The 18,835-nt window shown below is 72.7% G+C and carries 11 protein-coding genes; 1 reads left to right on the forward strand and 10 read right to left on the reverse strand.

Going from position 1 to position 18,835, the window contains the following annotated elements:
* Positions 1-53: 53 nt before the first annotated feature.
* The 8 genes from ACIGAQ_RS28605 to eccD all read right to left on the reverse strand — a co-directional run bounded on the left by ACIGAQ_RS28605 (position 54) and on the right by eccD (position 9,710).
* The gene (locus tag ACIGAQ_RS28605) at positions 54-431 is read right to left on the reverse strand and encodes a hypothetical protein (RefSeq protein WP_399787716.1); all 378 of its coding nucleotides are present in this window, start codon (positions 429-431) and stop codon (positions 54-56) included.
* Positions 432-434: 3 nt separating this feature from the next.
* A complete protein-coding gene (locus ACIGAQ_RS28610) occupies positions 435-890 on the reverse strand; it encodes a YbaB/EbfC family nucleoid-associated protein (RefSeq protein WP_094053085.1) in 456 nt (151 codons plus the stop codon).
* Between the two features lie 158 nt (positions 891-1,048).
* Positions 1,049-4,711, reverse strand: coding sequence for an AAWKG family protein (locus ACIGAQ_RS28615; protein ID WP_399787719.1), 3,663 nt, complete (start codon positions 4,709-4,711; stop codon positions 1,049-1,051).
* Positions 4,712-4,840: 129 nt separating this feature from the next.
* Positions 4,841-5,311, reverse strand: a complete 471-nt coding sequence (locus ACIGAQ_RS28620) for a type VII secretion system-associated protein (RefSeq protein WP_311678481.1) — start codon at positions 5,309-5,311, stop codon at positions 4,841-4,843.
* A gap of 107 nt (positions 5,312-5,418) precedes the next feature.
* Positions 5,419-5,727: a WXG100 family type VII secretion target gene (locus ACIGAQ_RS28625; RefSeq protein WP_094053083.1), complete on the reverse strand. Its 309-nt coding sequence runs from the start codon at positions 5,725-5,727 to the stop codon at positions 5,419-5,421.
* A gap of 87 nt (positions 5,728-5,814) precedes the next feature.
* The gene (locus ACIGAQ_RS28630; protein ID WP_311678478.1) at positions 5,815-6,150 is read right to left on the reverse strand and encodes a hypothetical protein; all 336 of its coding nucleotides are present in this window, start codon (positions 6,148-6,150) and stop codon (positions 5,815-5,817) included.
* A 542-nt stretch (positions 6,151-6,692) separates the two neighbouring features.
* A complete protein-coding gene (gene eccB / locus ACIGAQ_RS28635) occupies positions 6,693-8,267 on the reverse strand; it encodes a type VII secretion protein EccB (protein ID WP_399787723.1) in 1,575 nt (524 codons plus the stop codon).
* A 42-nt stretch (positions 8,268-8,309) separates the two neighbouring features.
* Positions 8,310-9,710 carry a type VII secretion integral membrane protein EccD gene (eccD, locus tag ACIGAQ_RS28640; protein ID WP_311678475.1) on the reverse strand — a complete coding sequence of 467 codons (1,401 nt, stop codon included), beginning with the start codon at positions 9,708-9,710 and terminating at the stop codon, positions 8,310-8,312.
* A gap of 452 nt (positions 9,711-10,162) precedes the next feature.
* Here eccD and eccCa point away from each other — a divergent pair, with 452 nt between their 5' ends.
* Positions 10,163-14,164, forward strand: a complete 4,002-nt coding sequence (eccCa, locus tag ACIGAQ_RS28645) for a type VII secretion protein EccCa (RefSeq protein ID WP_399787727.1) — start codon at positions 10,163-10,165, stop codon at positions 14,162-14,164.
* A gap of 94 nt (positions 14,165-14,258) precedes the next feature.
* Here eccCa and ACIGAQ_RS28650 read toward each other — a convergent pair whose 3' ends face one another.
* Positions 14,259-15,494: a S8 family serine peptidase gene (locus ACIGAQ_RS28650; RefSeq protein ID WP_399787730.1), complete on the reverse strand. Its 1,236-nt coding sequence runs from the start codon at positions 15,492-15,494 to the stop codon at positions 14,259-14,261.
* Entirely contained in the window at positions 15,491-18,808 is a 3,318-nt protein-coding gene (locus ACIGAQ_RS28655) for a right-handed parallel beta-helix repeat-containing protein (protein ID WP_311678472.1), read from the reverse strand. The genes ACIGAQ_RS28650 and ACIGAQ_RS28655 overlap by 4 nt, the downstream gene beginning before the upstream one ends.
* Positions 18,809-18,835: the final 27 nt, after the last annotated feature.

Raw genomic sequence — 18,835 nt, forward strand, 5'->3', positions numbered from 1 at the left:
AGCAGGCAGTGGCCGCTCCCGGCACGGTGCGGGAGCGGCCGGGGCGGCTGCGGTCAGCGGCGGCCATGCCCGGTCGGGCCCCCGTCGCCGTTCAGCCCGTCGGTCTCGATCCGGCTGTTGCGCTGCTCGATGCCCTCGATGTTGCGGTCACGGGTGTCCTTCATCATCCGCACCTGGCCGAGGGTGGCGTCGGTGATGCCCAACAGGGCGTCGCGAATGGACATCATCGTGTCCTTGGTGGTCTGCCGCTCCTTCTGCTCCTGCGGCTTGGCCTTCTCGGCGAACTCCCCTTCCGTGCCGGGCCAGCGGACGGTGGGCGCCAGCTCGTCGAGGAACTCCTCCGTCATGCTGCGGGCCAGCGACCCGATCTCCTCCAGCTGCCCGGCCAGCGCCTCGATGCGGTGCGGGTCTACGTAGTACCGCTGTCCCAACGCTCAGTCCTCCCCGTCCTCGTCGAGCGCGTCCCGCCAGGCGGGGCCCTGCTCGGCGCCGCGTGCCGTGTCCTCGTCGTCGTCGCGCAGCACCTCGGGGCCGAAGATCCGCTCCCAGTCGACCTCGAAGCCCTTCAGCTCCGGCACGTTGCTGCTGGGCTCGGTGAAGGGCGCCATGGCCTTCATCACGTGCCGGTTCATCTTGAGCCGTGCCGCACCGGCCGCCTCCAGGACGCTGGCGGCCAGCTCCTGTGGCGACATGTCGCGGTACTTGTGCTCCAGGAACTCGATCCCGGTCAGTTCGCCCTGCGGGCCCACGGTCGCCCGTACCGCGCGGTCGGAGGAGAGCACCGCGAACGACGCCTGCCGCAGCTCGCGTTCGGTGCGCGCCACCGCCTCCTGGGCGGCCTGGAGTTCGGCCATCGCCTTCTCCAGGCGCTTCTCCAGCGGTTCCGTCACGTCCGGCCCCTCCCTTCTGCGTCCATCCGTCCGTGCGGGCGGACGTCCCTGCGTCACCCGGTCCGGTGGCCCGGACCGTCAACCGTCCTGACGATCTTGCCTCGTCGAGCCCTCGGGGAGAAACCCGGGGCCGGCCGGCGGTGCGCCGACCGTGCCGGTCACCGGCCGATGACGGCCGGTGCGCCGCCCTCGTCGGTGCCCCACACGTCCGCGTCCTCCTCCAGGTAGTCGGCGGACGTGGTGGACCTGCGGCCCGGCTCCGTCTCCTCCTGGGGGGACTCGCCGCCGGTGGTCGCCACCCTGGAGGCCGGTGCGAGGAAGGTGTCGTCGTCCTCCTGGCGGTTCCACGGGCTGCGCCGGCGGCGGTTGCGCCGCTCGCTCTCCTCGGCCGCGTCGACGAGGACGGCGCGCACCCGCTCGCCGTTGCCCCGCTCACCGCCCGCACCCATGCCACCCATGCCGCCCATGGGCATGCCGGGACTGCCGGGCATGCCGGGGCTGCCCGGGGCGCCGGGCAGGGCGGCGGGACTGAGCGGGCCGCCGGTCTGGCTCTCCGCGAGCGGGGCGACGCCGGAACCGTCCGCGGGGAAGGAGTCTCCCGCGGAGAGGCCGCCGGGAGCCGCTGTGCCGGCGGAGAAGCCACTGCCTCCGCCGAGCCCGAGGTCGGACAGCGGCACGTCCCGGGAGGTCGTGAAGTCACTCCCGCCCCCGGTCGTGTTCAGGTCGCCGAGGTTGCCCAGGCCGTCGAGGATGTCCGAACCGCCGCCGCTGTTCCGCGCGTTGAGGTCACGCAGGTCCACGGTCTCGGTACGGCCCTGCGGGTCGGTGACCGTGGCGACGCCGGTGTCCGGGTCGATGACCTGGGTGCTGCCGTCCGGGAAGGTCGTGGTGAGCATCCCGTTGTCCAGGCGGGTGGTGGAGCCGTCCGGGTTGGTGACCTTCGCCCCGTGGGTGAGGTCGGTGGTCGTGGTGGTGCCGTCCGGGTGGGTGGTGGTGAGCATCCCGTTGTCCGGGTCGAAGACGCTCTCGCTGCCGTCCCGGAACGTGGTGGCGAAGTCGCCGTCGGCGTCGAGGGAGGTGTGTCCCCCGGTCGGCGTCTCCAGGCCGGACCGGTCGGTGTCGAAGCCGTTCAGATCGCCCAGGTCGCCGAGCGACTCGGTCGTCACGTCCCGGTCGAGGCCTCCGAGGTCATTCAGATCGCCGAGATCACCGAGATCGCCGAGCCGGTTCTGGGCGTTGAGGTTCCCCAGGCTGCCGAGGTTCTCGGTGGTGGTCGTCCCGTCCGGGCGGGTCGTGGTCGCCTGGCCCGTGTCGGGGTCGACGGTCTGGGTGGTGCCGTCGGGGAAGGTGGTCGTCAGCTTGCCGTCGTCGCCCAGGGTGGTGGTCGAGCCGTCGGGGTTGGTCACGGTGGCGCCGTTGCCGAGGTCCGCGGTGGTGACGGAGCCGTCCGGCAAGGTGGTGGTGAGCACCCCGGTGTCCGGGTCGAAGGAGGAGCGTCCGCCGTCGGGGAACTCGGTGGTCAGGTCGCCGCCGCTGGTGAGCTGCGCGTTGCCGCCGGTCGGGGTGTCGAGCACCCCGTCGCCGCCGTTGATGCCTTCGAGGCTGCCCAGGTCCGTCGTCGTGGTGGTGCCGTCCGGGTGGGTGGTGGTCGCCTGGCCGGTGCCGGGGTCGACGGTCTGGGTGGTGCCGTCGGGGAAGGTGGTCGTCAGCTTGCCGTCGTCGCCCAGGGTGGTGGTCGAGCCGTCGGGGTTGGTCACGGTGGCGCCGTTGCCGAGGTCCGCGGTGGTGACGGAGCCGTCCGGCAAGGTGGTGGTGAGCACCCCGGTGTCCGGGTCGAAGGAGGTGCTGCTGCCGTCCGGGAAACCGGTGGTGAGCTTGCCGCCGTCGAGCTGGGTGCTGGCTCCGGTCGGCGTGCGCAGGGAGGCGCCCGGACCGTTGTTCAGCGCGCCGAGGTTGCCGAGGTTCTGGGTGATCGCGTCGTCGGTCGCGTTGTTGTTCGTGCCGCCGGGACCATTGTTGAGCGGACCGAAGCTGCCCAGGTTCGTGACCGGGGGGACGCCGCCCGGTGTGCCCTGGCCGTCGCCGCCCGTGCCGTTCACGTCGCCGAGGCTCTCGGTGACCGGGATGTTCTGGTTCAGCAGGTCGTCGAGGCTGCCGAGGTTCTGCTGCTGGGGCCCGTTCGGGTCGTTCAGGCCGCCGAGGCTCTCCTCCATCGCCTTGCGCTGCTCCTCGGCCTCGCGCTTGGCTTCCTCCTGCTCGCGCCTTTGTTCCTCGCGGAGCTCGTCGGCGTACTTCTTGTCCTCGTCGCGCTGCTGGTTCTGCTCGTTGCGCAGCTCCTCCTGGTACTTCCTGGCCTCTTCCTGCTCGCGCTCCTGCTCGGCGCGCAGTTCGTCCTGGTACTTCTTGTCCTCCTCCTGCTGCTGTTTCTGCTCGTTGCGCAGCTCCTCCTGGTACTTCCGGTCCTCCTCGCGCTGGCGCTCCTGCTCCGCGCGCAGCTCGTCCTGGTACTTGCGGTTCTCCTCGTTCTGCCGGTTGATCTCCCGCTTCTCGTCCTCCAGCTTCTTCCTCTCGTAGTCGTCGGCCGCCGTGGTGGTCGACTTCGGTTCGGGCAGGTTCTCCGAGAAGTCCTTGCCCAGATCGAGGAAGTGGTTGTTGAGGGAGGACTGCACCTGCGCGGCGGGCTTGCCCAGGTACTCGTCGACGCCCTGGGTCCAGATCTTGACCGCCTTGTCACCGACCTTCGCCCAGTTGGCGATGTCGGTGAGGTCGCCGTACTCCGGGTGCTCCTGGAGGAAGCCGGCCTGCGGCGTGTGGTAGGTGGAGCTGCTGTAGCGCGAGTACGACACCTTGATGTCGGTCTTGGCGACGTTGTTCGCGTCCACCCACTGGGCGAGGTCGTCCAGCACGTAGCGCAGCACCTGGTGCGGGTCGTAGTAGGGGGACTTGGCCCAGTCCAGCCAGGCCTTCAGCAGGGTGTCGGCGGCGTCCTCCAGGTACTTGCGGCCCAGGGACAGGGCGCGGGAGTAGACCGTGTTGCCCGTGCCGGTCTCGCTGCCGGAGCCCGGGCTGGAGTTGAAGGTCTCGACGTAGTTGTCGTAGTTCTCGCGGATCTTCTTCAGCAGGCTGCGGAAGACCTCGGCCGCCTCGCCCTTCCAGCTGGCGTCGTCCCGGCCGAAGCGGTCCTCCCATTCCTTCAGCACCACCGCGTGGTCCTTGAAGAACTTGGCCGCGTAGTCGAAGGACTCGCCGGCGGTGTTGAAGGAGTTGAGGTCGACCACGTCGCCGCCGCCGACGCCCAGGTTGCTGAAGCGGGCGTCCTGGGTGCTGCCGCCGAGCAGGGCGAGGAGCGCCGCCCGCGGCCCGTTCATGTACCGGGCGAGCGGGATCGTGCTCATCTTGTCCTTGTTGTAGTCCGTGAACTCGTTGCCCTCACGGACCTGGGCGTCGCGCACGTTGTCGGCGTTGGGATTGGCGAAGATGATTTCCTCGCCGGCCTTCACCCGGCCCTCGAAGACGATCCGGGCCTGCTTGATCTGGGTCCTCTTGCCCCGGTCGAAGAACCAGATGTCGTAGTCCTCACCGGTGTTCACCAGGAAGCCGGAGTCCTTGACGAGCACGCTGAGGCTGCGGTCCTTGATGTCCATGCGGAACAGCTTGCCGCCGTGGTCCGAGCGCAGGGTGTCGAAGATCGTGCTGCGGTCGGGCACCGGATAGCCGGTGATGTGGGTGACCAGGGTGGCCCAGGTGTCGGACGACGGATCGCTGGCGTTGTCGAACTTGTCGAGGTTCGCAACGGAGTTGGGATCGTATCGATCGGCCACCGGGCGCCCTTTCTGGTCGGTGCCTGTCATCCGTGCCGGTGCACGGCGTCCTCATGCCGTGTGCAGCCGGGGTGTGCCACGGGGGCGTGCCCATCGGCCCGGGAGCGGGCCGGCACGCGCGGCGTGATGTCAGGTGTCGTCGTCGGTTCCGCCGGAACCGCCGGCGGTGAGGGTGTCGACCTCTTCGAAGGTCATGAGCAGCGTCTGCGCGTCGATGGCGGAGAGGTTCTTGTCCTTGGTCTTGTTGGCCTCGTCGATGGTGTCGCTCAGGGCCTCCTTGAGCTCTTTGAAGAGCTCCATCTGGTCGCCGAGGAGCTTGTCGATCGACTCGGCCGCGGCGCGCACGTCCTCGATCAGCTTCGGGCCGGAGACCAGCGGTTCGGTGACCATCTTGCCGATGCGCAGAAGCTGCTGGTTCTGGTCCAGGTTGCCCGGGGTGGTGTGCCCGTCGATGAGGTGGCCGAGCGGGCGGATGTGGGCGCCGTCGCCGTCCTCGCGGTGCTTCTTCGCGGCGGTGTACACCGGCTGCACCTCGTTGTCCCGGAAGTTCTCCATCTGCTTGAGATCAAAGTGCTTGACGTCGGCCTTCTCACCGGCCATGGGACGTCCTCCTGCGACTTGGTGCCGGACGGGGGCGAGCGGCACCGGTACGGCCGGGCGGCGTCCGGCGCGCGGGAGGCCGTACCGGTGAGGGGGGCGGGCCGGTGCTAGCGGGCCCGGACGTTGCCCCAGTTGTCGGCGCTGCGGCGCTCGTCACGGGAGTGGTTGTCGTGGATGCTCTGGATCAGCTCGCCGCTGTCGCCCAGCAGCATGGCCATGTTCTTGGTGGCCTGGTCCCACTCGGCCTGGACCTGGACGTACATCTGCTGGTCGGAACCCTCCCAGGAGCTGACGAGCGGCTTGAGCTCGTCCTCCAGGGTGTTGAGGGTGTTGATGATCTGCTGGGTCTGGTCCCGCAGATCCTCGATGGCCCGCTGGACCACGGGGTACTGCACGTCGATGATGCCGTCGGCCATGACGTCTCCTCTCGGGTGGCCGGGCGCCCTCGCCCGGGAAGCTCACGGGGTCCGGCCTCGTCCGCAGGCCGACGCCGGAGGGGGAAATCAGCGCAGTGCTTCGAAGACGCCCTGGGTGGTCTTGCTGTTGAGGACCTCGGTCAGGTCCTGGTTCTCCTTGGCCAGCCGGTCGGCGGAGGTCACGTTCTCCTGGAGCGCGTCGATCATCTTGCTGATCTGCACGACGACCTTCTGCGCCTCGGCGTTCCAGCTGCGGAAGAGCTTGAGGAGGGCCTGGCCCTCGTCGCCGCCGACGCCCGAACGCGCCGCCAGTTCGGCCACGTTGGTCTGAATCTTCTCGACCTGGGTCCGGGCCGACTCCAGGGACGAGACGCCCCCCAAGCCCTTGGCGTAATCCGCTTTCCTCGCGGCACTGTCCGCCACGTCGCGCTCCCTTCGTTCGAGCGAGTCCTGATCGCCACGTTGCCCGCCGAGGCTAAAGAGAACCTCGCGTTCCGCGCAACGCGCGCAGGGATGTTTTTGAGCTTCGGTCGCTTCTTCAAAGACCTTACATACAAGTCGAGTTGCGGGGAGGTTTCGCCGGGGTGAAGGTATCGGCCCGTCCGTCCGACACGTTCACGACCGTCTTTCCCTCGTGGCGCGCGATGCGGGCATGAAACGGGCACGCGAAGGCGGGAAACGGTCACCGTGAAGGTGCGTTTCCGAAATGTCCGCGTAGCCCGCGGAATTCGCCGCGGGGCTGCCCGTCGGCATTCTCTGAGCTTTATCTGAGGTTTCTTCCCGGCTCCGGGCATTCCCCGGGCCGGCTTTCGGCGGGAGCGCGGGCCGGCCCCGGGTGTTCCGCTGCGTCCGGTGCCCGCGCCCGGCCCGCCGACTACGCGCCACCGCAGATCAATTCGGCTGGAATTCGCCCTCGCCGTCGACCCTTTCCTTTTCGTTCGGTGCGTACGGGCTCCTTGTCCGGATCACCGCGAGGTGCCGACTGTGTCGGCCTTGTCCGCCCCACCCTCCGCCGCGCGCTTGCCCGCCGGCGCACCGGTCGCGCACGCGGGGGCCGTGACCCTGGTCCCGGCGGCCCCGGAGGCGGCGGCCGGGTCCAGGTCCGCGCCCGTCGGGAAGGAGGCCAGCAGCGGCGCCGGCACCGAGTCGATGTCCCCGGTCTCGTACCCGAGCGCGGACAGCGCGTCCTTGGAGGCGACCCGGTACTTCACGCCGTTGTCCGCCACCAGGTAGGTGGTGCCCGCGTGGGCGGCGCCGCTCGCGTTCAGAGCCCGGACCAGCGCACCGTGTCCCGGCCGCACGACCGCCGCGTCCGGCGGCGCGCAGGCCGGCTCCAGCGGCTCGTCGGTGCCCTCCGGCACCGCCACGGGGGCGAGCCGGGACAAGGGGACCAGCACCGAGCTGATACGGACGCCGCCGTCGGCGCCGTCGACCTTCGCGCACAGCGCGCTGCCCCGCGGCGTGGACAGGGCTGCGGGCGGGGCGTCCGGCAGCTCCGCGGACCCGGCCGGGGGCGCATCCTTCGCCCGGTGCTCGCGCAGGGTGTCCGCGCCGACCGTGCGCACCTCGGGCGACTTCCCCTGGTAGGCATCCTCCTGGGTGGCCGGATCGCCCAGCACCAGGGCGGCGCCGAGCCGGGTCAGCGGCACCAGGCCGTCCTTCCGGAGCAGGTGGTACGTGCTGTCCCCGCCGGGCACGCTCACCTTGAACAGCTGGCCGATCCGGCTCGCCTCGCCGCCGAGTTCGGGGCCGGCCTCACCGCGTCCGGGCACGTCGGGCGGGCTCAGGGCGGGTCCGGGAGCGAGCGCGTCGAGGAAGGCCGCGGAGACCGGCATCGGCCGCTGGGAGCCGTAGCCGAGGGCGTTGCGGGCGTCGGAGGCGCGGTCCAGGGGCAGCCGGCTGCCCCGCCAGACCAGGTACTCCACGCCGTCCGGGCCGCGCACCAGCACCGCGCGGTCACCGTCCATGCCGCGAGAATCCACGGGCGCCCCGGCGACCACCGTGGTCGCACCGGGCTTGTTCACTCCCGTGTCCGTCGCGGCCGGGGAGGTGCTGGGCAGCGCCCCCTGCGGCCCGGTGACGCACATGTGCCAGGCTCCGTCGTCCAGCTGACCGGCGTCGGGCACGGTGTCCGGAGCGCCCGGGATGCCGACCGGGGCGCCCACCGGGGTGTCCCGCAGCGAGGCGCTTCCCACGTCGCTGGTCTCCAGGTCGGAGCCGCCGATCAGCCGTGCGGAGGCGTAGTTGCGCACCGGGTGAAGCACCCCGTCGGTGCCCGTCCACAGGTAGCGGGCACCGGTGTCACGGTTGATCACCAGGTGCTCGCCGTCCCGCCAGCCGTCGTTGCCGCCCGGACGCAGCAGGCCGTAGACGGTCGCGCCCGCGCCGATCAGGACGGTGAACAGCACGCCGAACACCACACCGCGGGTGGTCCGTCCCAGCGGGCTCTCCGGGGCGTCCGGGTCGGCCGTCAGCAGGCCCGAGCTGAGCCTGCCCATCATGAAAGCGTGGGCCTGTACCTGGTCGCGCTTGGACTGCACAGCCTCTCCTCAACTCGTTCTCGGTGAACCGGTGTCCGGGCCTCAGCCGAACAGCCCGCGCAGCCAGCCGAACAGACCCGCCACCCACAGGCTCAGCGGCAACAGCGCCACCGCGAGGCCCGTGTGCGCCAACTCCGCCGCCCGGCCCCAGTACGGCAGCACCCGGCGGCCGGGCACCACCCAGGCGGCCACCACGAGCGCGGCGGCGGCGCCGAGCAGGACGGCCGTCACCACCGTGCGGCCGACGCCACCGCTGTCGACCGCCCAGGCGCGTGCCAGCAGCAGCAGGCCCCACACCCCGGGCACCGCGAGGGCGAGCCGCTGGGCGATGTGCACCAGGCCACGGCTGTGCAGGAGCAGCAGCAGGCTCAGCGCGAGACCGGTGAGCACCTCGGGCAGGTTCGGATGCTCGGCGAGGACCACCAGGGCGGCCGCCGAGACGGCGCCGGTGGCGGCGAACAGCGCGGTGACCCAGCGCCCGGCCAGTTCGGTGCGTTCGGCGACCTCGCTGCCCGCGTAGGGCTCGATGCCCTCCTGGAGCTGGCCGGCGGACGACGGCAGCGCGGGCATCCGCATGCCGGCCAGCTTGAAGGCGAAGGGCGCCACCGCGCCGGCGCCGAGCGCGACCACCGTCGCCACCAGCGCCGCAGAGGCCGGCGCGTCCAGGCCGCTGTAGCCGATCAGGGCCCCCGCCACGGCGGCGGCCACCGAGACGACGGCGGTGGCCGTGAGGGCCGGTGCGCCGACCGCGGTGGCGGCCAGCGCGAGGACGGCCCCGCCCGCGCCGGCGGCACCCGCCGCGAGCAGCCGCGCCCCGACCACCTGCGCCGCGTCCGGGCCCGTCAGATCGCCACCGGGCAGCACCCAGCCGGCCAGAGCCAGGCAGGGCGCCACCAGCAGACCGAGGGCCGCGGCCGAAAGCCGGTCACCGACCGCACGGCTGGCCGTGCCCGCGCCCGCCAGCAGCAGCAATCCGGTCACCCCCGCGTGGACCGGCCGCACGGAGGAACCCACCCCGGGCCAGAACACCAGCAGCAGAGCCGTGAGCACGGTCGCCACCGCGGTCCCCACCAGCAGGCCGCGGGCCGCCCCGGGGTGCCAGTCGTGCAGCCGCCGGCCCGTGGTGTCGGCTATCCCGTCCACGAGGTCGTCGAGCCGGGCCTCCGGCAGCGCCTCGGTGTGCGGGCGCAGATACAGCACCTCGCCGTCGGTGAGCCCGGCGTGGGCGAGGGTGGTCTCCTCGTCGAGCGGGGCGTCGCCGAGCCGCTGGAGCACCCAGCCGGCGTGGTCGAGACCGGACTCCTCGGCCTCCTCGCCGACGTAGCGCAGGAGCGTGGGCAGCAGATCGGCGACCGGCACGTCGGCGGGCACCGCCAGATCGACGGAGACGCTCGGCGCGCGTACGGTCAGGCGGCACAGTTCGGCCACCGCACTGTCGGTCATCAGCTGAACTCTCGTCTTCCGTGGGGGGCTTGGCAGGGAAACGTCCCCCGGGAATGGGGAACGGGTGCAGAGTACGTAAGGTATATGCGGGCCGGGAACACCGGCCCGGGGCAGGGGAATTGCGCCATACGCGGCGGCAGGTACCCCTCCCGCGTGGACAGGTCGCGTCGGGTGAATGCAGACTACTGCCGACGCCCGCCGGATTGTGCTGCGGACCGGACCCGCGCCGGCCACGGAGCCGATCCACACGTGTAGTTGACCGCCCTTCCCGCCCGGAACACGCCCCGCATTTCGCCGTGCCCGGAAACCAAGCCGCGTCGGCACGGTGCGACACTTTCCCGCTACCGCCCGTAGCGGCATTCGGAGCGGGCCGGAAAGCCCAGTGAACCCGGAGGTTCTGTCCCTTGAGCGTGGTGCTGTTTCGCCGGCCGGCCCGCCGGCGCGGACCGGAGATGCCCGAGGGGCAATTGACCCTCCAGGAACCGCCGGTCCTGTCCGAGACGGTCCCGGACACCTCGGCGATATGGACCTATCTGCCGATGGCGCTCATGTCGGTGTCGATGATGCTGATGTTCCTGCGCCCCGGCGGCGGCAACGGCGTCTTCATCTACCTGGCCATGGGCGTCATGGCCCTGTCCGCCGCCGCCATGCTGCTCGGCCAGCTGATGCGCCGCTCCAGCGAGCGCAAGCAGCGGCTCAGGGGCGAACGCCGCGACTACCTGCGCTACCTGGCCCAGATCCGCAAGCGTGTCCGGACCACCATCGTCGAACAGCAGCGGGCGCTCGCCTGGCGCCACCCCGAGCCCGCCTCACTGCGCTCGCTCGCCCGCACCTCGCGGCTGTGGGAACGCCGCCCCGCCGACGAGGACTTCGGCGAGGTCCGCCTCGCCGTCGGGGAACAGCAGCTCGCCCTCACCCTGCAACCGGTCTCCACCCGCCCCGTGGAGGACCTCGAACCGCTGTGCGCCCACGCCCTGCGCCGGTTCATCCGCGCCTACTCCACCATCCCCGAGCAGCCCCTCGGCCTCTACCTGCGCTCCTCCGCCCGGATCCTGCTGCGCCCCGAGGAGACCTCCGGCGACCCGTCCGCCGAGCCGGGCACCACGGGCGCCCCGGCCGGGGACGCGGGAGGCGACGCCGTCCGCGCCCTGGTGCGCGCCGCGCTCGGCCAGCTCGCGGTGTTCCACGCCCCCGAGGAGCTGTGGCTGGCGGTGTGCGCCAGCGACGAACGCCGGCCCGACTGGGAATGGGTCAAGTGGCTGCCGCACGCCCTGCACCCGCACGAGGAGGACGGCGCCGGCCAGGTCCGCCGCATCACCGCCGACCTGACCGAGCTGGACGACCTGCTCGGCGCCGAGTTCGCCGAACGCCCCGGGTTCGACGCCGACGCCCGCCCCGGCCGCGACGAGCCCTACACCGTCGTCGTCCTGGACGGCGTCACCGTCCCCGAGGGACACCGCTGGGAAGGACACGGATACCGCAACGCGGTGGTCCTCGACGTCTCCGGGGCGCTGCGCTGGCGCCCCGGCCGCAACACCCTGCGGCTGACCGTCGGCCCCGAGCAGGTCAGCCTGGTGCGCACCGACCGCAGCCGCAAGGAGCGCTCCGTGCCGCTCGGCCGCCCGGACCGGCTCGGCCCGCTCGGCGCGGAGTCACTGGCCCGGCTGCTCACCGCCCGGCGCATCAGCCTCGGCACCGACATCGCACAGCCCCTGGACACCGACGTCGAACTGACCACCCTGCTCGGCATCCCCGACCTGCACCGGCACGACCCGCAGACCCTCTTCGCCCGGCACACCGGCTCCGCCCGGCTCCGGGTGCCCGTCGCCGTCGGCGTGGACGGCCGCCCCGTGGAACTCGACATCAAGGAGTCCGCGCAGGGCGGCATGGGCCCGCACGGCATGCTCATCGGTGCCACCGGCTCCGGCAAGAGCGAACTGCTGCGCACCCTCGTCCTCGGCCTGGCCCTGACCAACTCCTCGGAGACGCTCAACTTCGTCCTCGTCGACTTCAAGGGCGGCGCCACCTTCCTCGGCCTGGAGGAACTCCCGCACACCTCCGCCGTCATCACCAACCTCGCCGACGAGGTCGCCCTCGTCGAGCGCATGCAGGACGCCCTGCACGGCGAACTCATGCGCCGCCAGGAGCTGCTGCGCGCCGCCGGCAACTACACCTCCGCCCTGGAGTACGAGCGGGCCCGCGCCGCCGGTGCCGATCTGACCCCGCTGCCCAGCCTGTTCGTCGTCGTCGACGAGTTCAGCGAACTGCTCTCCGCGCACCGCGAGTTCATGGACCTGTTCGTCATGATCGGCCGCCTCGGCCGTTCCCTCGGGGTGCACCTGCTGCTCGCCTCGCAGCGCCTGGACGAGGGCCGCATGCACCAGCTGGAGAGCCACCTGTCCTACCGCATCGGCCTGCGCACCTTCTCCGCCATGGAGAGCCGCGGCGTGCTCGGCGTCCCGGACGCCTACCAGCTGCCCGCGCAGCCCGGCAGCGGCTACCTGAAGGCCGGCGTGGAGGCACTGACCCGCTTCCGCGCGGCCTACTCCTCCGGCACCTACCGGCGCCGCACCGGCGCCGTGGTCCAGGCGCGGGTGGCCAGCCAGGTCGTGCCCTGGACCAGCGGCTGGGTCGTGCCGCGCACCCTGGAGGCGGCGCCCGAACCCGAGCCGGAGACCAAGGAGACCGGCGACGAGGAGACCCTGCTCGACGTGGCCCTGGACCGGCTGCGCGACTCCGGCCCCGCCGCCCACCAGGTGTGGCTGCCGCCGCTGGACGAGCCGTCCCCGCTGGACGCCCTGCTGCCCGGCATCGCCCCCGACCCCGAGCGCGGCCTCACCGCCACCGGCTGGCCCGGCACCGGCAGGCTGCGTGTCCCCGTCGGCCTGGTGGACAAGCCCTTCGAGCAGCGGCGTGACCCGCTGATCGTCGACCTGTCCGGGGCGGGCGGCCACGTAGCCATCGCGGGCGGCTCGCAGAGCGGCAAGTCCACCCTCGCCCGCACCCTGATCGGCGCCCTCGCGCTCACCCACACACCCGCCGAGATCCAGTTCTACTGCCTCGACTTCGGCGGCGGCGGCCTCTCCCAGCTCGCCGGGCTGCCGCACGTCGGCGGTGTGGCGGCACGCCTGAACCCCGAGCGGGTGCACCGGGCCGTCGCCGAGGTGATGACGCTGCTCGCCCGTCGCGAGCAGTTCTTCGTCGACCACACCCTGGACTCCATGCAGTCCTACCGGCGCCGCCGGGCCGCCGGCGAGTTCCCCGACGAGCCGTTCGGCGACGTCTTCCTGGTGGTCGACGGCTGGTCCACGGTCCGACAGGACTACGACGACCTGATCCCGAAGTTCAACGAACTCGCCGCCCGCGGCCTGAACTACGGCATCCACCTGCTCATCACCACCACCCGCTGGGTGGAGCTGTCCGCCCAGGTCCGCGACCAGGCCGCCACCCGCCTGGAGCTGCGGATGGGCGACCCGATGGACTCCGAGATCGACACCCGCAAGGCCCGCTCCGTGCCCCGCAGCGGCGGCCGCGGCATCACCGCCGACACCAAGATGCACTTCCTGGCCGGACTGCCCCGGCTCGACGGCAGCGGCTCCCTCGACGATCTCGGCGACGGCGTCGCCCACCTGGTGGCCGAGGTCGCACGGCACTGGCCCGGGGCGTCCGCACCGCAGGTCCGCATGCTGCCGCACCGGCTGCCGCTCGCCGAACTGCCCGCCCCCGAGGCCACCGAGGGCGGCGGCATGCGCCTGCCGCTCGGCATCGACCAGGACGCCCTCGAACCGGTCTGGCACGACTTCAGCCGCACCCCGCACCTGATCGTGGTCGGCGACACCGAGAGCGGCAAGACCAACCTGCTGCGCCGCGTCTCCGAGGGCATCACCGCCCGTTACGCCCCCAACGAGGCGAAGATCATCGTGGTGGACTACCGGCGCACGCTCGTGGACACCGTGCCCGAGGAGTACCGCATCGGGCACGTGATCTCGCTGGACAACCTCAAGGAGACCGTCGAGGGCGCGGCCCGCGCCATGAAGACCCGCGTCCCCGGGGCCGACATCGCCCCCGCGCGCATGCGCCAGTGCGACTGGTGGAGCGGCCCGCGCCTGTTCATCCTGGTCGACGACTACGACATGGTCTCCGGGAACGCCTTCCAGAGCCCCTTCGAGCCGCTCTTCGAGCACCTCACCCTCGGCTTCGAGATGGGCCTGCACCTGGTCGTCGCCCGCAGCGCCATGGGCGCCGGCCGCGGCCTGAGCGACGGTCTGCTGCGCCGCCTCGACGAGGCCAACAACCCGGCCGTCCTGCTGTCCTGCCCGCCCACCGAGGGCCGGCTGTTCGGCAACGCCAAACCGCGCAACCTGCCCCCGGGCCGGGCCCTGCACATCGCCCGCCGCCGCGAGCGGCTCATGCAGACCGCCCTGGTGGGGGAGGGCGAGGGACAGCAGACCTGAGGCGGCGGGCGCACGCGGAGCGCACGGAAATGCGAGCGGGGGGCCACGTGCACGTGGCCCCCGCTCGCATTTCCGCGCCTGGACGGTCAGCTCTTCAGCGGTCCGGCTCGCCCGCACCCGCCGCTCGCCACCCGCGTGCGCGAGCCCGCGGAACGGCGAAGGCGGCCCACAGGACGGACAGCACGGCAGCGGTGCCCAGCAGGACGAACAGAGTGGCGCGGCCGGTGGCGCGATCGGCGGCGGAAGTGTCGTGCAGGGACACGGGGCCGGAGCCGGCGCGGCCCGCCGTCGCCGGGGTCGCGTCGCCGAGGACGGCGGTCACGGCGGCGTAGGGATCCAGCTGCGGCAGGTCGGCGGGGTAGGCCGTGGCGGTCAGACGGCGCGTCACGACCGCCGGGGAGGCGCCCGGGTGGGCGGCCCGCACGACCGCTGCGGCCCCGGCGGCGTAGGCGGTGGCCACCGAGGCGCCGCCACCGAGGTAGTGGCCGTCTCCGCGCGGGCCGCCGGAGACCACTCCGGCGCCGGGGGCGGCCAGGTCGATGCCGCCGGTGCGCAGGGAGCCGTCCGGGCGGGCCCCGTCGGGCAGCATGTCGGCGACGGACAGCACACCGGGTTCACCGGCGGGCCAGTAGGTGCGGGCCGGGATCTCGTCGCCCGAGCCCCGGGACGGCGGGTCGGGCGTGGCGGCCGCGAGCACCACCGCGCCCGCGCGGCGGGCGTCGGCGATCGCGCTGGTCAGCCCGGCGTCACGGCGGGGCAGGGCGACGGCGATCGCGATCACCTCGGCGTCGGCCCGGGTCGCGTCGCGCACCGCTTCCGCGACCAGGTCCGCGTCCGCCCGCCCCCGCTCGTCGGTACCCCGCAGGGCGAGGATCCTCGCACGCGGCGCGACTCCGGCAAGGCCCGGTGTGCTTCCGCCGTCCCCGGCGATCAGTCCGGCCAGGAAGGTGCCGTGCCCCACGCAGTCGGCACCGGCCGCGCCCTCGGCGGTGACCCGGCCGTCGAGGCCGGTGGCGCCGGCGACGACCCCGGTGTCGATCAGGGCGACGGTCACGCCCGCGCCGGTGCCGTGCCGGTGCAGCCGGTCGAGGTCGAGGCGCTGGCGCGACCAGTCCTGCTTCTTCGCCTTCTCGCCGGAGGCGGGGGTGCAGGCCTGGCCGGCGTCCGCGTCGAGCGTGGAGGGCATGCCGGGCAGCTGCTGACCCGGCCCGTCGGCCGCGGGCAGCACGGACGGGGTCAGGGCGAGCGCCGGAGCGGCCGGCAGCAGCAGGGCGGCGGCGAGACCGGCGCCGGACAGCAGGCGGGCGGTCCCGCGGACGGAGGACCTCATCGGGGTGCCGCCTTCGGGTTCGCGGTCACGACGTCCTCGGGCAGGAGGACACGCAGGTCGTCCAGGGTGGGGGCGGCCAGCGAGCTGAGCCGTCCCGCCTGCCGGGTGACCATCGACTCGACCACCTGGCGGGCCAGCCGGGCATTGCCGAAGGAGCGGTCCCGGGGCAGCGCGTCGAAGTACTCCTTGAGCAGCGGCCCGGTGCCCGGACCGCACTCGTAGCCCATGCCGGCGGCCTGGGCGCGCACGATGGTGACCAGTTCCTCGGAGGAGTAGTCGGCGAACGCGACCCGGCGGGGGAACCGCGAGGACAGGCCCGGGTTGGAGGCCAGGAAGCGTTCCATCTCGTCGGTGTACCCGGCGACGATGACGACGACCTCGTCGCGGTGGTCCTCCATCAGTTTCAGCAGGGTGTCCACCGCCTCCTGCCCGAAGTCGTTGCCGCCGCCGCGCGGGGTGAGGGTGTAGGCCTCGTCGATGAACAGCACACCGCCGCGGGCCCGTTCGAAGACCTCCCGGGTGAGCTGCGCGGTGTGGCCGATGTAGCGGCCGACCAGGTCGGCGCGGGCCGCCTCCACCAGCTGGCCCCGTTCGAGGATGCCGAGCTGGGACAGGATCTCTCCGTAGAGCCGGGCGACGGTGGTCTTGCCGGTGCCGGGCGGGCCGGTGAAGACGAGGTGGTGGCTGAGCGAGGGCACCGGCAGTCCGGCCGCCGCGCGGTGGCGGGCGGTGGTGATGAGATTGACCAGGTCCGCCACGTCGCGCTTCACCTCGGCCAGACCGATCATGTCGCCGAGGCGGGTCAGCGGGTCGTCCGCGGGAGCGGCGCTCTCGCCGGCCTTCGCGGCGGCGGTGGCGGAGACGTCCTCGGGCAGCAGCAGCCGCAGGTCGTGCTCGCCGACGTGCTGCTGGGAGGCGAGCCGCACCGCCTGGCGGTCCACCATCTCCTCGAACACCCCGCGGGCCGCACGGCCGTTGCCGAAGCCGGCGTCCCGGGGCATCGCCTCGAAGTGCGCGGCCAGGGCCTGTGCCGTGCCCTCACCCAGCTCGTACTGGTGCTGGGCGCACATGTTCTCCATGATCGCGACCAGTTCGGGCACCGAGTAGTTCTCGAACTCGACCGTCCGCGAGAACCGGGAGGCCAGGCCCGGGTTGGAGGCCAGGAAGGACTCCATCTCACGGGAGTAGCCCGCGGCGACCACTACCACGTCGTCGCGGTGGTCCTCCATCAGCTTCAGCAGCGTGTCCACCGCCTCGCGGCCGAAGTCGGCACCGCCGTGGTTGCTGTCGGACGTGAGGGTGTACGCCTCGTCGATGAACAGCACACCGCCGAGCGCGCGTTGGAACGTCTCGGTGGTCTTGATCGCGGTTCCGCCGACGACCTGGGCGACCAGGTCCGCGCGGGAGACCTCCACCAGGTGCCCGCTGCGCAGCGACCCCAGCTCGGCCAGGATCGACCCGTACAGCCGGGCGACGGTGGTCTTGCCGGTGCCGGGCGGGCCCGCGAAGACGAGGTGGCGGCTCATCGGAGGGGCCGCCATGCCGAGCTGCTCACGCCGCTGGGCGAGCTGCGTCAGGTTGACCAGGGTGCGCACCTGCTGCTTGACGTTCTCCAGGCCGATCAGCGCGTTGAGGGCGCCGAGCGGCCCGTCGGCACGGTCCGCCGGGGGCGCGTCCGCCGCGCCGGAACCGGCCGGGTCGGTGTTCTCGGCACTGCCGCTGCCCCAGGCGTCCCGCTTGCCGTTGCCGGTGCTGTTCAGGCCCTCCACGGCGAGTCGCTCACCGGGAGCGGTCTGCACCAGGCCCCCACCCTCGTTCTCCCGGGCCAGGCAGTTGACCAGGGAGACCGGTGCGGTGGACTCCACCCGGAAACCGTCCTGCGCGCCGCCGGTGACCTCACAGCCGCTCAGCGAGGCGAGCGCGCCCTCACGCAGCAGGAACCCGTGGCCCTGCGGGGCGTGCACCGTCGTGCGGTTGGCGGTCAGCTCACCACCGGCGGCGACGACCACGCCCTCCTCGCCGGACATCTCGACACGGAGATCGCGGACGGTGACATTGCCGCCGTCCTCCACGACCAGGCCGCAGGCCGCCGCGTCGGACACCGAGCCGCCGGCCAGGTAGAGGGTGCTGCCCGAGGCGACCCTCACCCCCGCGCCCTGAGGCCGGACGACCTCGCAGTCCTCGGCCCGCCCCCGGGCGTCCTTGGTGGCCGACAGACCGTCACCCGAGGGCTCCACCAGCCGGGCCCGGCGCAGCAACGGGTTGGCACCACCGCGCACCAGGACCGCCGGCGCGCCGCCGATGACCTCCAGTCGGTCCAGCTCCGGTGCCGAGTCCTCCTCCAGGAGCAGCCCGGTCTGCTCGCAGTCGCGGACCGTGAGCCCGGTGAGCGCCGGCGAGGCGGCCCCGGCCACCCGCAGCGCCGCCCCCTGCGCACCGTCCACCCAGCAGTCCTCGAAGGTGCCCCGGGCCCGGTCGGTGACCAGCACGCCGTGGCCGCGGGTGCGCGAGACGCGGCAGCGGCGCAGCACCGGGTCCGTGCCGGCCGCCAGCGTGATGCCGTTGCCGGAGGCCCCGGTGACGCGCACGTCCTCCAGCGTCGTACGGCCCGCGCTGCTCAGGTGCACCCCGGTACTGGTGTCGTGCACCACGGTCCGGATCACCGACAGGGAGCAGTTCTGCTCCAGCGCGAGGGAGGGCTTGTCGGTGGAGGAGAGGTCGCAGTCCTCCACGGTGCCCCGGGACTCGCCGTTGGCGAGCAGGCCGTTGCCGCGGGCGTCGCGCACGGTGCAGCCCCGGATCCGTGCCTCACCCTGCTCGGCGAGGACCACACCGCTGGTGCCCAGGTGCTCGAACGTGCAGGACTCCACGGTGGTGGGGGTGGTCGAGGTGACCACGACACCCGCCCCCTGCGCGTTGCTCACCCGGCAGTCCCGCAGGGCGAGCGAGCCGGTGCCCCCGGCCAGCAGCGCGGTCCAGGAGGCGCCCACGATCTCGCAGCCGTCCAGCGCGGCCTGCCCGCGCCGCACGTCCACGGCCGGCTGCTCGGCGTCGCCGCCGCGCAGGGTGAGTTCGGAGAGCATCACGGCGTCGGCGCGCAGCGCGAGCACGGTGCCCGAGCGCGGCCTGATCTCCACGGTGCCCCGCCCTTCGGCGGCGGCGAGGGTGACCCGGGTGTGGATCACCAGATTCTCCGCGTAGGTCCCGGGCCGGACGCTGATGAGCGCGCCGGTGCGGGCAGCCGAGAGCGCCTCACCGATCGTCCGGTAGCGGTCCCGGTCTCCCGGACCGACCGTCAGTACCTGGCGCGACACGCACCAACCTCCTTGCTACGGCGTCGT

Origin of the sequence: Streptomyces sp. NPDC085932, assembly GCF_044540525.1 — a bacterium.
Classification (GTDB): Bacteria; Actinomycetota; Actinomycetes; order Streptomycetales; family Streptomycetaceae; genus Streptomyces; species Streptomyces levis.